Annotated in this window: 13 protein-coding genes and 1 pseudogene; 4 read left to right on the forward strand and 10 right to left on the reverse strand. The window is 45.7% G+C overall.

Annotated features, from left to right (window positions below; translation table 11 throughout):
- Position 1 precedes the first annotated feature (1 nt).
- Positions 2-904, reverse strand: a pseudogene (gene lipA / locus ACQ5BJ_RS22300) (lipoyl synthase); the annotation flags it as partial.
- 158 nt (positions 905-1,062) lie between these two features.
- Between lipA and ACQ5BJ_RS22305 the strand changes: the two are divergent.
- On the forward strand, positions 1,063-2,160 hold the full coding sequence (locus ACQ5BJ_RS22305) for a M23 family metallopeptidase (protein ID WP_430112417.1): 1,098 nt from the start codon (positions 1,063-1,065) through the stop codon (positions 2,158-2,160).
- A 166-nt stretch (positions 2,161-2,326) separates the two neighbouring features.
- On the opposite strand, the gene yunB is transcribed toward ACQ5BJ_RS22305, so the two are convergent.
- The 8 genes from yunB to ACQ5BJ_RS22345 all read right to left on the reverse strand — a co-directional run bounded on the left by yunB (position 2,327) and on the right by ACQ5BJ_RS22345 (position 11,214).
- Entirely contained in the window at positions 2,327-3,310 is a 984-nt protein-coding gene (gene yunB / locus ACQ5BJ_RS22310; RefSeq protein ID WP_005551173.1) for a sporulation protein YunB, read from the reverse strand.
- Between the two features lie 99 nt (positions 3,311-3,409).
- A complete protein-coding gene (locus ACQ5BJ_RS22315; protein ID WP_430112419.1) occupies positions 3,410-3,808 on the reverse strand; it encodes a DUF3021 family protein in 399 nt (132 codons plus the stop codon).
- Positions 3,809-3,811: 3 nt separating this feature from the next.
- Positions 3,812-4,267 (reverse strand): LytTR family DNA-binding domain-containing protein, encoded by a 456-nt coding sequence (locus ACQ5BJ_RS22320; RefSeq protein ID WP_430112421.1) that lies wholly within the window; start codon positions 4,265-4,267, stop codon positions 3,812-3,814.
- Between the two features lie 319 nt (positions 4,268-4,586).
- Entirely contained in the window at positions 4,587-6,188 is a 1,602-nt protein-coding gene (locus tag ACQ5BJ_RS22325) for an S-layer homology domain-containing protein (RefSeq protein WP_430112423.1), read from the reverse strand.
- Between the two features lie 269 nt (positions 6,189-6,457).
- The gene (locus tag ACQ5BJ_RS22330; RefSeq protein ID WP_262866869.1) at positions 6,458-8,851 is read right to left on the reverse strand and encodes a hypothetical protein; all 2,394 of its coding nucleotides are present in this window, start codon (positions 8,849-8,851) and stop codon (positions 6,458-6,460) included.
- Positions 8,852-9,256: 405 nt separating this feature from the next.
- Entirely contained in the window at positions 9,257-9,427 is a 171-nt protein-coding gene (locus ACQ5BJ_RS22335) for an alpha/beta fold hydrolase (RefSeq protein WP_238555926.1), read from the reverse strand.
- 288 nt (positions 9,428-9,715) lie between these two features.
- A complete protein-coding gene (locus ACQ5BJ_RS22340) occupies positions 9,716-10,549 on the reverse strand; it encodes a TrmH family RNA methyltransferase (RefSeq protein ID WP_430112425.1) in 834 nt (277 codons plus the stop codon).
- Positions 10,546-11,214 carry a potassium channel family protein gene (locus ACQ5BJ_RS22345; protein WP_040736995.1) on the reverse strand — a complete coding sequence of 223 codons (669 nt, stop codon included), beginning with the start codon at positions 11,212-11,214 and terminating at the stop codon, positions 10,546-10,548. Before ACQ5BJ_RS22345 ends, ACQ5BJ_RS22340 begins: the two co-directional genes overlap by 4 nt.
- Before the next feature lie 251 nt (positions 11,215-11,465).
- On the opposite strand from ACQ5BJ_RS22345, the gene sspI reads away from it, so the two are divergent.
- From sspI to ACQ5BJ_RS22360, 3 genes are all read left to right on the forward strand, one after another.
- Positions 11,466-11,693 (forward strand): small acid-soluble spore protein SspI, encoded by a 228-nt coding sequence (gene sspI, locus ACQ5BJ_RS22350; RefSeq protein ID WP_163979489.1) that lies wholly within the window; start codon positions 11,466-11,468, stop codon positions 11,691-11,693.
- Positions 11,694-11,879: 186 nt separating this feature from the next.
- Complete coding sequence (locus tag ACQ5BJ_RS22355) at positions 11,880-12,947, forward strand: MerR family transcriptional regulator (protein ID WP_430112427.1); 1,068 nt, start codon at positions 11,880-11,882, stop codon at positions 12,945-12,947.
- A 1-nt stretch (position 12,948) separates the two neighbouring features.
- Positions 12,949-13,824, forward strand: a complete 876-nt coding sequence (locus ACQ5BJ_RS22360) for a class I SAM-dependent methyltransferase (RefSeq protein ID WP_005551186.1) — start codon at positions 12,949-12,951, stop codon at positions 13,822-13,824.
- 26 nt (positions 13,825-13,850) lie between these two features.
- On the opposite strand, the gene ACQ5BJ_RS22365 is transcribed toward ACQ5BJ_RS22360, so the two are convergent.
- Entirely contained in the window at positions 13,851-15,437 is a 1,587-nt protein-coding gene (locus tag ACQ5BJ_RS22365; RefSeq protein WP_005551188.1) for a peptide chain release factor 3, read from the reverse strand.
- Between the last annotated feature and the right edge of the window lie 78 nt (positions 15,438-15,515).

Below are 15,515 nucleotides of genomic sequence, written 5' to 3' on the forward strand. Positions count from 1 at the left end.
CTTATGCTTGTGCGGTCATTGACTTATGAGCGGACTGGACTTGTTCATGCGCATGGTAGGAACTGCGTACGAGCGGTCCCGATTCCACATGGCTGAACCCACGCTTCAATCCTTCGTTCTTCAGCTCTGCAAATTGTTCTGGAGTGTAATATTTCTCGACGTACAAGTGCTTCTTCGTCGGCTGTAAATATTGCCCAATCGTCATAATGTTGCAATCAACGGCACGAAGATCGTCCATTGTCTGCAAAATTTCATCCCATTCTTCTCCTACACCAAGCATGATGCTGGATTTTGTAGGAATGTTCGGCTGCATTTCCTTTGCACGCTTCAACAATTCGAGTGTACGCTCATACTTCGCCTTCGCACGTACACGGTCGGACAACCGTTCAACCGTCTCGACGTTATGATTGAGTATGTCTGGCTTCGCATCCATTACCAGCTTAAGCGCATCCCAATTGCCCATGAAGTCGGGGATCAGCACTTCCACACTGCAGAGTGGCAACCGGCGACGAATCGCACGTATCGTCTCTGCAAAGATCGATGCTCCCCCATCTTTCAAATCGTCTCTGGCTACGGATGTAACGACACAATGGCGCAAGCCCATGCGCTCTGCAGCTTCTGCTACGCGTTCTGGCTCCTGCAAGTCCAATTCCGTCGGCATGCCGGTATTAACCGCACAGAAGCGGCAAGCACGAGTGCAGATGTCGCCCAAAATCATAAACGTCGCCGTGCGGTTCGCCCAACATTCATAGATGTTCGGACAACGTGCTTCCTCGCATACAGTGTGCAACGTTTTGGAGCGCATCATGTCTTTGATCTCGGAATAGTTCTCTCCCGTAGTCAGCTTGATGCGTATCCAATCTGGTTTCTGCTTCTGCTCTCTCGTTTTCATGGAGTCTACCTTCCTTCTTGTTCGCTTAACCTTGACCTAATTCTGTATTATACCATGAACCCTTCAAAATCTATACCTGCGTGTCCATTGCTTGGATAAAAAGGCCATTTACGCACATTCTAACATTAAATCGACCTTTTCAGGTATGGAATAAGGAGGAAATTTGCGTCATGAGACAAGCTCCACCCTATATATGTGCAGGACTTGCCTTGTGGATAGGGCTAATAGCACCATTCTCAGCAATTGTAACTCACGCAGCTCCGTCTAATTCAGAGCAGCTGAAAAAGCAATCCGGACAGCATTCAGGGATTGAAAAAAATTCTAGTCAATCATCGGATCCAGAAGGGGCTGTATGGAAAGAAAGACGCGATTTGTACGAGCAAATATCGATACTGACCGGAATCCCTTGGTACCGCTTAGCTGCCATCGATCAGTATGAGCGTGCATTGACGAAGGCAAACCCAAAGCAGCGCAAGCATCCGGACAGACTCACAGGCATATATGTTGATCCGCTTAAATGGGTTGGCATGATGAATCCAGACATAAACGATAACAATCCTAAATCCATCTCTTTATTTCGTGGAATCGGGCGTGATGGTTCCGGTGACAAGCGTGCGGATTCCACGAATGATGTGGACTTGCTGTATAGCGTCGCTTCGCGAATTGGCGCTTATGGACCGAATGACGAAGATTTTGGCAATGGACTGTGGAATTATTATACAAATCCACGCGCGGTTCAGCGTGTCCAGCAGTATGCGCGAATTTTCGAGCATTTCGATAAATTGGATTTGTTCGAGTACACCTTCCCATTGCCTCTTGGAAGCTCCTACTCTTATCGAAGCACCTTTGGAATGGGACGGCATTACGGGGGGTACCGTATTCACGAAGGCACCGATATCTTTGCCGGGTATGGTGTGCCTGTGCGCAGCACCTGCTACGGCATTGTCGAGGTGAAGGGCTGGAACCGTTACGGCGGCTGGCGGATCGGCATACGCGATCTGAATAACATTTACCATTACTACGCCCACTTGTCTGGCTATGAAAAAAACATTAAGGTCGGCGATATCGTTACCCCTGGACAAACGGTAGGGTGGGTCGGCAGCTCAGGCTACGGCAAGCCAGGGACATCTGGCAAATTTCCTCCCCATCTCCACTATGGGCTGTATCGGGATCGAGGGCTTGTGGAATATGCATTCGATCCGTTCCCGCTTCTGTATCAATGGGAACAGTCAGACAAACGCAAGCGGATGAAATCTAATCGGCGTTAATGAAACACCTTATATGGAAGCAAAAGGGCACACCTGTCGACTGATGCCGATGGAACGTGCCCTTTCTGTTAGTGATTTCACTTCACCATATGTCGCGATGTTCGCAGCCGCCATTTTCTCCGATATCTTATACGTTTCTTCATTTGGATGCACCAATGTTTCAAGACTAGCCTTCGTGACCGCCTTGCTGTACCTCACCGGTATCAGCAGGAGCTGGCGGGGCATGTGGTTCTATTTGTGCAGGAACAGTTATTCCTCCCTGTTTGCTTCCTAAGCTGCTACCGCTCCCTACACTGTTTGGAATCGACTGCATAGGCAATGACAAGGCAGGAGCCTTCTCTCGATTCGCTCCCACCGGCTGCCCCTTTCCGTCATAATAGTACATCGGAACATCACCTACGACGAGCAGATAAGAAATAGGGATTTGCGTCTCAACCACTTCTGGTTCCAAATCAAAAGGAATAACGATCGCAACTTCTTCCGTTACTTTAATATACACCTCAACCAATACCATATTGATGCCAACATCCATTGGGCGGGTATTCAGTTCCACCTTAACCGCACCTTGCGGCTCCATCTTAACCGGAATCCGCGGGCCAAAGGATGCGATCAACGGGCTGCCCAACGCTTGACCCAGCGGAATCTTGTCACTAATTTCATGGATGTTTTTTAGAGATGATTCTACGATATCCACTGTTTCTGAGGTAATTCGCATATGCTCGTTGTAATTGAGAACAAAGCTCGTCACCTTGCCGCGAGAATCTGTCTTCCACTCAATAAGCTTATCCAGCTCTCTTCCCCGCATCACTTGATCAGTAATCGCTCGATTAATGGCCTGCGTCGCAATTTGCTTCACACGAATTTTGGCCAAATGCATAAGCGGCCCCTTTACATTTCGATCTACATAGACGAATAATTGCACCGTCAACAGTGTAAAAATCACGAGCGCAATAAAAAAGGCTCTACGCTTCCGCTTCGGCTTCGATTGTCTGCTGCTCCATCCTGAAGCGCTCTTTGCATCTACTTGAACCGCTGTAGACCTGCGTGGGCGCCACCCCGATGCTTTCCATCCTGTGCGACGTCTGCTCCAGGAAATTTTCGGCCATCTCCATCGCCGTGCGCGGAACCCGCTCGAACGCCACCTGTTCACATCCGATTCCCCCTTCCGGTCGGTGCAACGAGCAGCCTGTACGTTTTCAGTGTATGCTTGCCCCAAGGAAAAAAGAAGAAGCCGTCCGAGCGAACACGCCTATTTCAACTGTCTATTGATCTCATCGCATATCTTTTTATAACGATAGTGATCAATCGACCAGAATACTGCAAAAATGAGCAGCCCCACTCCTAAGTTGCGGACAATAGCCTGCCACTCCGAAGTTAGAATCAACGAAGCTCCAATAAGGATACCTATAATAAGGAATATTTGAAGCGCACTCTTCCACATATACGGTATTTTCTGAATCGAATACACATAGGAAGTGAGGCCGGAGCATATACCAATGCCTATACAAGCTGTCCAATATTTCATAAACTCAGCAAACGCATAGGCTACAAGCTCATTCTCCATGGTTGTAAACTGCCATGCCTGTACATACATCACCAGACTGCCCATCAGCATTCCTAACATCATAATCTTCCATATTTTAGGCATCACTTATCCCCCCATAATTTTGTGCCGAAGTTCCTTAATGTATTGTCTTGAAATGTATACGGACTCCGCACCATCCCTCAGCTTAGCTAGAAAAGGGGTGCCCAATGTCGGCTCAATATGCGCAATATTGCCGATGTTGAGAATGACCGATTTGGAAATGCGCATAAATCGATCCTGCGGGAGCTGCTGCTCCAACTCATACAGGCGAAAGCTAAGTCGGTACTGCTTCCTGCCTTGAACCGCATACACATAGTCACCCTGTGTCTCGAAATAGGAGATATCTTTTACATCCAGCACATATTGCCGATCCTCATCTGTTCCGATCATGTGCCGAAGCGTGGACTGCTGCAGCAACTGAATTTGTTCGAGCAGTCGCTGTATTTCTGCATCCAGCACACGGCTTCGAATGATGATTTCATCTTCTTCAATGCTCTCATCGATTTGAACCCTAATTTTCATCTCGTCCCCCCTTCGACATCATTATATAACGGGGATCTGGGAAATTGAGGATAACAAGGGTTACTGATTACATTCCTCCGATAAGTGGTTAAAGTAAAGGGGTGATCCTATGCCTGCATTTATAAAAAAAAAACCTGTAAATGGATCATTTTCGTAATCCATCATGCAGGTCGCAATTTCACTTTATATTATTTCATCTTGATAAATGCATATTTGTACTCTATCTGGCCTTATGTATCATAATCCGATGAATAACACCAAAAAGAGAGCGTATATTAGTACGCTCTCTCCTTACTAAAAATAAATATTTTCTCATTTTCTAAAATTGCAAATTAGAGTATCTCCACTGATTATCTAGGGCCTTCCATACATCATTCGTTTCAGCTCCCACATACCAGTAAGCGAACCCAGCCACATTGCGGCTGCTTGCCATTGCATACTTTGCAGCAAGCGAACGGCTGTCCTCCGCCCAAACTTGATGTCTTGCCCCGCGCTCTATGAAATCTGCTACGTATTGCGATGTCCGGTCATCCCACTTTGTCTTGCGCGTGCGCAGTAACTCTCCTTGCTCAATTAAGGTTAGTTCACGGGAGGTTACGCTTTTTCCGCTTACCGTCCAGTCCCGTGAATAGAAGGGGAAGGCGGTTATCACTTTATGAGACGGCACTGATTTCAACAGCTTGTCGAGTGCTCGCTGCAGCCATGGCAAAGAAGACACAGAACCCGCCGTTGGCGCTCCGTCCCAATGCTCATCGTACCCCATTAGCACCATGTAATCCGCTGATTTGCCCAGAGCAGCATAATCGAACGCCTCCGTCCAATCTGTACCCAAATCAGGAGACACATCGATAGACAAAACCGCATTATTTTGATGCAGCTTAGCAGCCAAGTCGGACACAAATGCAGTTAAGGCCTGTCTGTCCTCCGGACGAACATTTTCAAAATCAAGATTCAAACCATTCAGTTTATACGTCTTCACAAAACCGATAAGCTTCGTAATAACTGAGGTCTTCTTCGTCGGATTGGTAAGCACTTCATGTGTCAGATCCGCATTGAAACGGTTCCCCACAAGCGCCCACACCTGCTTGCCATTGTTCTTGGCCCATGTCAGAAGCGTCTTATCTGTCTGATCAGTCACCGACTCCTTGGCATCGAGGAAATACCATCTTGGTGAAAGGGTATTAACGGTTGATCCGGACACTTTCGAGATATATTGCTGAGTCGTCAGCTCATGCTTCCACCCCATCTCAATTCGCTTCGGCGGAGCTTTTGTCAAAGCTTTCGACCAATCCGGTCGCTGAAGAGCTCGATTCAATACAACAGCCGTTTCTTGACGGGTCAATGAATCGTTCGGTCGAAATCCTTCCTCGTCACCATTCATCAGTTTCAGCTTTTGCATGACGCTAACATACGGTTTCGCCCATTTCGCAATTTGAGAGGCATCTGGATAGGACAACACCCCAGAATCAGTCTTTGCAGATTGCTTAAATGCACGTACGATAATCGCTGCGGCTTCTTGCCGGGTTACGGCCTGCTGAGGCTGGAAGCTCCTCTCTCCTGTTCCCTCCACCAAATGCAGCAATGAACCAGCTTGCACAGCCCCATAATACCAAGCGCCGCGCTGAACGTCATCATAGGCTGGAATATCGCTTGCCACGGGCTGCAGGTTGAACATTCGATTGACCATCGTGATGAATTCTGCCCGGCTCACAGATCTCTCCGGCTCATATAATCGGTTACCGGAACCCGTCACAATGCCTTTCTTATACAGATTGATGATATCTTGCTGTCCGTAAAGCCCAGTAATATCATCGAAGGGCAGTCCTGTGCTTTTCGACTCTCCCCATGCCAGACCTCCGGTTATAAACATAGCGGCAATAGCTGTTAATATGACAATTTTACGTCGTAGAGTCACTTCCATAGCCTCACTTTGCTAGAGATAAAAGATGATATAATGCGCTATCTTCCATCCTAGCAAAAAAAGACTTTTTCATAGATACTAAAATATTGGAAATTCAATTACATATTTGTATGTTTATAGGACTATACTGCGTGTGAATACGTATTTCCTACATAGAAAACAAGGAGTAGATCTCATATTAAACAAAAAGAGCCACTCGGGAGATAGTCTCCTTACATGGCTCTGTCACTATACAACATTCACTATTGAATTATATAAACTAAGTATTATTAATATTCTTCTTCTGGATAATGCGGCTGCGGCTTATTTTCATTCTGATTTCCAGTTTCTTTGTCTGGGGTCGATCCGTCAGTGTCATATCCATTGACTTCAAATGTAATAATCTTGTCGAAGAAGACATAATCTTTCCGGTTCTTGAATGGCCCTTTATTATTGTTATGCTTGTCAAATGCGAACATAACCTTTCCGTTTCCAGAAGCACGTCCTTCGTACCAATTGATGAATGCTTCTACTTCCGCCATCGACAGGTCGTATTCCTTTTGAATACCGTTGTTTAGCGTAATGAAAAGCAATGCACGGCTGCCAGGTTCATTGTTACCTGGATCAGGATTTGTAGGATTTGTAGGATTTGTAGGCGTTGTACCGCCAGACTTCGGAGTTGCAGATGCTTCATTGGATACTGAACCTTCAAATGTTCCGTATAGCGAAGCAACGATATAATAATATGTTGTTCCGTTGGTAACAGATGTATCTGTATACGTGTACGTACTGCTCGTAACAGTAGCAATTGATGCATACGAGCCACCTGCAGTTGTACTCCGTTTTACATTATAGCCCGTAGCGCCTTTAGCGACGTTCCAATTCAGAACAACTTTTTTGTCGCCACCAGATGCAGTTAATTGAATTGGATCAAGAGTAGGCTCCTCTTCGCCTGTACCGAAAACGTTCCATTCGTAAGGATAAACAGTAGCCCCTGTTTTTGACTTTAGAACGACTGTTGACACATTTTTAATTGGTTCAGGAAGAGTTTCTACTTCCTTATTTTTAGTGGCATCGTAGGCAAGTAGAATATTATTTTGCTCATCATACAATTCCAGGGTCACTTCACCTTGAGCATTCACAATAAATGAAGATATTTCCTTAGGCATTTTAAATGTATACCAAACATGTTTACTCTTACCCAGTGATGTATAGGTGGCTTCCTTGTTATCTGTTATTTCTCTTATTTTTTCTTTTGTATCTCCAATAACTGGACCTGCGTTAATTACTAGACTATCCAACAAACCACCGGTGTATTTTGTTGCTGACGGCATGATGCTGCTTTCCGGAGAGTTTTTACTTTCGCCAGCTTCATTAACTGCTGACACAACATAATAGTAGGTCGTTCCGTTTATTACAGACTTATCCGTATAAGTTGTACCACTAATATTGGCTACAAGTAATGCATACGGGCCACCTGATGATGTTGCTCTTTTCACATTGTAGAATTTTGCAGCTGTTGTATCCCAATCTAGCTTAACAATTTGATCTCCACCGTATATCCAGTTAATCTTCGTTGGTACTGGTGGGGTCGAAGGCTTTCCAAATAAATTCCATTCATAAACATAAGCAGTCCCCGGTTTCCCTTTCACTACTACCGTTGACACGTTTTTAACTGGTGTAGGCAGTGTCTGAACACCGTTAATATGTAATGGAGTATATGAATATAACAAATTGTAGTTGTTATCATAAAATTCAATATCGACACTATTATCATACTTTATTACGACTGAATTTATTTCTGTTGGCTTGTTAAAAGTATGCCAAACGAAAGTCTTATTGTTAATGCCAACATATGTTGATTCATTGTTATCCGTGATTTCTTTTACTGTGCTTGTTGGATTGTTAATGCTTGTCCCCATATCGATTGCAAGTCCGTCAAGATAGCCACCGGTATATTGCGTCGCATTTGGTTTAATATTCTTCTGCGGTGAATTAACACTTTCTCCCGCTTCATTGGCTGCAGTCACTACATAAAAATATTCAGTTCCGTTAGTCACTGTGTTATCGGTGTACGTTGTATCAGCTATATTACTTGCCAACAAGGAATACGGGCCACCTGATGATGTGGATCGCTTTATATTGTAAGACTTCGCTGCAGTAGATACCCAGTCCAATCGAACAAACTTATCCCCACCCTGAATCCAGGAAATCGTTGTAGGTGAAGGAGGTGCTGATGGTATTTCGAATAGATTCCACTCATAGACATAAGCAGTAGCAGCAGATTTCAATACAACCGTAGAAACATTTTTAACTGTTGCAGGTAGTGTTTGAATACCATCAATTTTTAACAGGCTATAATTTGAGATCAGATTACTTTGATCATCATAAAATTCAACAGTAATTGCACCGTCATATCGCAAAACTAGTGCATTTATATCCTTCGGAGAAGGGAATGTATACCAAGCTAAGTTTTTCCCCCCCATCGAAATATATGACGAGAGATTATTATCTGTCGCTTCCGTTACTGGTTTCCCTTGCCCAATTGCAGGCCCGACCTGAACTGGCAGACTATCCAATAGTCCACCCGTAAATTGATTCGCTGCTGAAGCTTTAACAGGACTTAATACAACGAGTCCGATGATAAAAGCTAGCATGAGAATTGGCAATCTCATTTTTCTCATTTCTGTTCCCCCTAGTTATAAATAAGTTAGCTCCATCCTCCATCCACCCATAGCCATGTTATTTGTATTTTTATGTATTTGTTTTGCTATGAATTTAACGAATGGGATTAGCAGGAAGAATATATCACAATTTTTCCTCCCTACACCAAACAGTAATTAACAATCAAGGGGGATAATTCATATTTATTATTCTTGTTCTCAAATTCTTCAAATCTTTCACTCTCATTTCACTTACTATGTGTAAAAGAAGAACAAAAACCACAGAAGGTATAATTCTGTGGTTTTTGTGATTTGTTAGCAGCAAGATTATATAAGACTTGTGTATCAATCACGGAACAAAATAATTAGTAATGAGGCAAAAGCAGCTATGCCGTCACACTGACTATGCTCGTTGGATCGCCGATTTTAGACCAACGAGGTGCTAGTCGACACTTCAACAAGAAAGGAAATGACAGCCTCATTAAATGCTGCAGCGGAATCCGCACTGAAAATATGTGCGGCGCCCTGAATCTCAACATAACGTGCATTCGGAACACGATTCGCCATGAGCCGGTAAACAGCAGCTGGAGGCGACATAAGATCCCCGCTATGAATAAGACGGGCATGGAAAGGGAGCTCATGTGCATGAATGCATCAAAGCCGACAATCCCCTCTGCCACATCTGTGAGCGATTGTCCATCGGCCGTTGCTGCTAATCCGTGCCATATCTAATAAGTCTTCAGTCTTTTCCGCCTTTTGTCAATAAAAAAGGTTCACTCAATCCGTTTTTACGGCTTGAGTGAACCCTTATCTATTGTCGCTGTTATAAAAGGTCTTATACTATCTTAAAAAAGTGTCCCGTAACTAACAAATTTAATGACTGGGTCACCCCGAATAATGACGCTGTCGCATTGCCTCATACAACAGAACAGTGGTAGCCATCGCGACATTCAGCGATTCCGCTTGTCCGCGCATCGGAATAATAATCGTGTCATCCACTAGTGTTTGCACCTGCTGTGACACTCCCTGTCCTTCATTGCCGACGATTAGCCATGACGCATGGCGATAGTCGTAGCTATAGCAAGAATGGGTCGCCTGTAAGCTGGTGCTGGCTAGACGAACTCCATGTGCTTGCGCCGCAGGAAGCAGCTCCGTCAAGTCACCTTCCACCACTGGCAAATGAAACAGCGAGCCCATGGTCGAACGAATCGTCTTCGGGTTATAGAGATCGACGGTTCCTTTGCCAATAACAACACCGTCTGCACCAACTGCATCTGCAGTTCGAATAATCGTTCCGAGATTGCCTGGATCCTGTACGCCATCAATAACCACCACCAACGAATTGGGCGACGCCAGCAAGCTGTCTACAGAAGCGGAGGGTTTGTGCGCGATTGCAATGACAGGCTGCGGAGTTTCCGTATCACTGCATTTGCGGATAATGGCATCCGTCACCGCAATCCATTCGGTATTGTTGCCTAGACCTAAGGGAGACGCATTTTCAGCATGATTATGGAACGACTCCAGCTCCTGCGGTATGCCTTTCTCCAAATCATAAGCAACAACATCCACCTGCAGCCCAGAGCGCAGCGCTTCTTGAACAAGGTGGATCCCTTCTACGATGAACAAGCCTTCACGGTTGCGGTGCTTCCGTTCTTTTAGTTGTACCCAGCTTTTCACCTTATTATTTTGTATCGAAGTAATGCTCAATGATTCTCTCATGATTCCGAAAATGCCAGCTCCATCGTATTCAAATGATCGTTCTGTCCGATAATGACAAGCACATCTCCTTCTTTTATGCGATCCTCTGCATATGGAGAAATGTTCGTCTTGCCATTATTTTTAATCGCCATGACGTTGCATCCATACTTTGCGCGGATATCAAGCTCCTTCAAGTTCTTGCCGATCATGAGCGGCGTCGCGCGAATCTCGACGATGCTGTGATCATCCGACAGCTCGATATAATCCAAGATGTTAGGCGATATCAGATTGTGCGCAACGCGCATCCCCATATCTCGTTCAGGGAATACAACCTTATCGGCGCCAATTTTGCTTAATACTTTGCCGTGCAGCTCATTTTGAGCTTTGGCTACAATCGTCGGCACACCCAAATCTTTCAAGATAAGGGTAGTCAATATGCTCGCCTGAATATCTTGCCCAATTGCAACGACGACAACATCGAAATTGCGGACGCCAAGCGCCTTTAACGCATCCTCATCTGTAGACTCTGCAGATACCGCATGTGTAACCATATTGGCAACATCCTGTATTTTTTGTTCACTTGAATCAATCGCCAGCACTTCAAATCCCATCTTGCTTAAGCTTTTCGCAACACTAGTGCCGAAACGCCCCATACCGATAATGGCAAATTGTTTTTTGGCAGCCATAGGTTCACCTTCCCCATTTTCCGACAACATTCTTATAACCTCCATTATAGCATGCCCATCTCTGCAGGTGAAACGCCAATCCTTCCACGTATGAGTGTCCTGTACTCAGGGAACGTTAAAAAATGAAGCTGGCATGTTCCGCAATGTATGCTTAGTGGCGATCTGGATGAGCTAAGACATAACTGCCTATACGCCATTCTATACAACGGCGGAATAATGAACAGCAGCACGCGAAGGAAGGAGAACTGCCAATGGCTGTCACATTGAATTTGCGTCAAGCAATTGTACAAAAAGTAAAAAATAAGCCAGATGAAGATATCGTCGATATGATTGAAGGCTCCATCGATTATGACGAGCGCGCATTGCCCGGACTTGGCGTATTGTTCGAAATGATCTGGAAAGCAAGCAGCAGCGAAGCTCGTCAACAGTTAGTCGACACACTTCAGAGCAAGCTGAAAAGCGACCAAGCTGCAAAATAATTCATCAGCATCATATTTTCTATTTTTCGACAATTCCATTATGCATGCCCCACATGAAAAAGACGCAGAATTCGTAAAGCTCATCCCCCGAGTTTTATGGTTCTGCGTCTTTTTTACATATCGCTTTACATTGACGCTGCGTCAAACGCTACAATGAATGCATATCGAAGCAAGGAGCTGATGCCCATGAAAATTCAAGAAGCCGCGGAGCAACTCGGTATGACCACGAGGGCAATACGCTTTTATGAACAAAAAGGACTGCTGCCTCCGCTCACGAAAGAACAAAATGGCTATCGCATATTCAATGAAACTGATATGAACCGGCTACGAACAATAGGGGCTCTTCGGGAGATGAATTTGTCAATTGAGCAAATTCGTTGCTGCATTGATGATGCGATTCTAGGAAATATGGAATCAGTCCGTCCCTTCTTATTAGAAAAACGACAAGAGCTGGCTCTGCAATATACCGAGCTAAAGCGACTCATTAATCAGATTGACAAGCTTCTCAATTATGAAAATGAAAATTCGAATCAAGGAGAGATGATGATGGGCAGACTGCATGCAATTGGCGAGCAATCACGACAATACCAGAAACTGCGCAGTGATTGGAGCGATCGTTGGAATTTTGATAAGCAAGCAACACATTATGATAAGCTAGTGGCGAATGGTACTGGGCCGTTGGATGTACATGCAAATTATGAAGATATCCTTGATCGGGTCTGCCTAGAAGCCAAGCCGAAGCCAGGCGCACAAGGGCTGGAGATTGGCGTCGGCACCGGCAACCTTGCAGGCCGCTGCGTCAATCAAGGGGCGGAGATGACGGGAATTGACCAATCAAGCGCCATGCTGGAGCGATGTCGGGAAAAATGGCCGAACATTCGGCTGCTGCAAGGCAATATGTTAGCATTGCCGCTGGCGGATGAGGCATTCGACTTTATTGTGTCAACCTATGCGCTGCATCATGTAACGGATGAACAGAAGGAAATTGTTCTGGCGGAAATGTGCCGTGTGCTGCAGCCAAGCGGGCGCATCGTTATCGCAGATTTAATGTTCCGGGACGACGCGCATCGCGCCTCCTTCATTGAAGACTTGAAGGAAGCAGAAGACTTTGAAGGCATTGAGGCAGTTCATGATGAGAATTTTGCCGATCGTTCCAGACTGATTGCTTGGTTGGAAAACCATTCCTTTGAAGTAAAGGCAGAGCAACTGAATCATTTAATTCATTTGCTTGTTATTTCGAAAGGAGAAGCATAAAGTGCCTACCAATCCGTCAAAGGATCATATTCCTAACCCAAGCCAACAGGATGCAGCCTTACAACAAACGAACAATAAGCAGATTCAATCCGCCATGTCTAATAACCCCGATCATAATAACATTTATGCACAGCAAGCGGCTGATTATGACCGCATGATCCATTACGAGGACGATGAACTCGAGTGGAAGTATTCTGTTCAACAGGTGCTTGCAACGAAGCCTTATGATCGGATTGTAGAGCTTGGTGCAGGAACAGGAAGATTTACGCGTGTTGTATTAACAGAAATGTCCAACAAGGAATGGCCAAACGGTTCCTATATCGCGCTGGACGCCTCTACGGCAATGCTAGATCAGTTGAAGAGCAATATAGAGTGCGATGCATTTTTAGGTAAAATTACCGCTCCTACAGCCGCTAAGTTGCACATACAAGAGGCTGTGCACCACAAGCTGCCTCTAGCTAACCATTCTGTTGATCTGATTGTAGCTGGCTGGACGGTTTGCTACGGGGTTTGTGAACTCAATGATCGTGAGCAGCAGGTTGAGGCTATTGCCCGCATCATGAACGAACTGACTCGCGTGCTGTGTCCCGGTGGCCGTATCGCAATATGGGAGACACTTGGGACGGGTGTAGCCGCTCCTGCTGTTCCAGCTTCTCTGCAAGTCTATATACAAGCATTAGAAGAACAGTACGGGTTCCATCGTACAGAATTGTCCACTTCCTTTCGCTTCCCCTCGATGGAGGAGGCCAAGTACATCACGAATTGGTTCTTCGGCTCCACTGCCTGCGATCTGCTTACACCAGATATAGATGGCAGTGTCGTACTTCCATCCTACACAGGCCTTTGGGTCTGGGATAATAATATAGCCCGCCATTGATTTGGCGGGCTTTCACTTTATTCTCTTTAAGGAGCTGTCTCCATAAACTTCAAATCTGGCATTTTATCCATAGCCGTACGCATCGCATACTCATTTTCGAACAACGCGACAAAGTTGCCGTTCTTGTCCTTGACGAGCTGTGAATTGATACGGAACTTCGCAGGATCAATATCCTTTGGATTTCCCGTTACCCATCTTGCAAACTGATAAGTGAGGCGCTGCAGCAACACATCAACACCGTACTCCGCCTTCATCCGATATTCGAATACCTCGAATTGGAGCTGACCGACTACGCCCAGTATCGTCTCGTCGAATACACCCGTGGAATGGAATACTTGAATTGTACCTTCCTCAGTCAACTGATCGACGCCTTTTTGATACTGCTTATGTTTCAATGCATTTTTAACCGTCACTCGGGCAAAAATCTCAGGAGAGAAGGTTGGCAGCTCATCGAACACCACTTCTCCGCCTTGACTCAGGCTATCTCCAATCCGGAAAATGCCCGGGTCGAACAGACCAATAATATCGCCTGGGAATGCCTCCTGCACGATATCCCGATCCTGGGCAAGGAATTGCTGCGGCTGCGCAAGCTTAATATCCTTGCCTGCCCGTACATGCTTAACGGACATCCCGCGCTCGAATTTGCCGGAGCAAATGCGCAGGAAGGCAATGCGATCCCGATGTGCCGGGTTCATGTTTGCTTGAATTTTGAAAATATAGCCCGTAAACTTCTCGTTCGTTGGATCAATTGAACCTGTTGTCGACTGACGAGGCGCTGGCTTCGGAGCCAACTGCAAGAAGTTCTCCAGGAAAGTCTGCACGCCGAAGTTATTTACGGCACTTCCGAAGAAGACTGGCGTCAACTCACCGCGTTTTACTTTCTCGTAATCGAACTCATCGCCCGCTACATCTAATAGCTCCAGTTCTTCGCACAATTGATCATGCAAATAGTCGCCTGCAATTTGGCGAATTGCCGGATCGTTATAATCCTCTACCTTCTTCACACTGATCTTCGTGTTATCGTCCTGGAACAGCTCGACTTGGTTCTTCATGCGATCATATACACCGCACAAGCCGCGTCCCATGCCAATCGGCCAGTTCATCGGCACAGAGCGGATACCAAGCACTTGCTCGATTTCTTCCATCAATTCGAACGGGCTGCGACCTTCGCGGTCGAGCTTGTTAATGAATGTGAAAATCGGGATACCACGCTTCGCACATACTTGGAACAGCTTAATCGTCTGTGCCTCAACACCCTTCGCTACGTCAATCAACATGACAGCAGCATCGGCTGCAGTCAATGTACGATACGTATCTTCACTAAAGTCTTGGTGACCCGGTGTATCCAAAATATTAACGCGATGTCCGTTATAATCAAATTGCATAACCGAAGACGTAACCGAGATACCGCGCTGCTTCTCGATTTCCATCCAGTCACTCGTTGCATGCTTGCTCGCTTTGCGAGCCTTGACCGTACCTGCGAGACGGATGGCGCCCCCGAACAGGAGAAGCTTCTCTGTCAATGTCGTCTTACCAGCGTCTGGGTGAGAAATAATCGCAAAGGTACGACGCTTCTCTACCTCTTGCGCTAATTGTTCGGATAATTTACTCATATCGTTAGCCCTCTCATCACAAAATCACGTAAGTCCTATTGTAACACAAAATACGCCATCCTATAAATGGGTTGAAGC

Origin of the sequence: Paenibacillus sp. B1-35 (assembly GCF_050474385.1) — a bacterium.
Taxonomy (GTDB): Bacteria; Bacillota; Bacilli; order Paenibacillales; family Paenibacillaceae; genus Paenibacillus_B; species Paenibacillus_B alvei.

Excerpts from the sequence above, each read along its gene's own strand:
- sspI (WP_163979489.1), top strand. The coding sequence starts at position 11,466 with ATGGCTGTCACATTGAATTTGCGTCAAGCAATTGTACAAAAAGTAAAA.
- ACQ5BJ_RS22330 (WP_262866869.1), bottom strand. The coding sequence starts at position 8,851 with ATGAGAAAAATGAGATTGCCAATTCTCATGCTAGCTTTTATCATCGGA.
- ACQ5BJ_RS22315 (WP_430112419.1), bottom strand. The coding sequence starts at position 3,808 with ATGCCTAAAATATGGAAGATTATGATGTTAGGAATGCTGATGGGCAGT.
- ACQ5BJ_RS22365 (WP_005551188.1), bottom strand. The coding sequence starts at position 15,437 with ATGAGTAAATTATCCGAACAATTAGCGCAAGAGGTAGAGAAGCGTCGT.
- ACQ5BJ_RS22355 (WP_430112427.1), top strand. The coding sequence starts at position 11,880 with ATGAAAATTCAAGAAGCCGCGGAGCAACTCGGTATGACCACGAGGGCA.
- ACQ5BJ_RS22320 (WP_430112421.1), bottom strand. The coding sequence starts at position 4,267 with ATGAAAATTAGGGTTCAAATCGATGAGAGCATTGAAGAAGATGAAATC.
- ACQ5BJ_RS22335 (WP_238555926.1), bottom strand. The coding sequence starts at position 9,427 with ATGTCGCCTCCAGCTGCTGTTTACCGGCTCATGGCGAATCGTGTTCCG.
- ACQ5BJ_RS22305 (WP_430112417.1), top strand. The coding sequence starts at position 1,063 with ATGAGACAAGCTCCACCCTATATATGTGCAGGACTTGCCTTGTGGATA.
- ACQ5BJ_RS22325 (WP_430112423.1), bottom strand. The coding sequence starts at position 6,188 with ATGGAAGTGACTCTACGACGTAAAATTGTCATATTAACAGCTATTGCC.
- ACQ5BJ_RS22345 (WP_040736995.1), bottom strand. The coding sequence starts at position 11,214 with ATGGCTGCCAAAAAACAATTTGCCATTATCGGTATGGGGCGTTTCGGC.
- ACQ5BJ_RS22340 (WP_430112425.1), bottom strand. The coding sequence starts at position 10,549 with ATGAGAGAATCATTGAGCATTACTTCGATACAAAATAATAAGGTGAAA.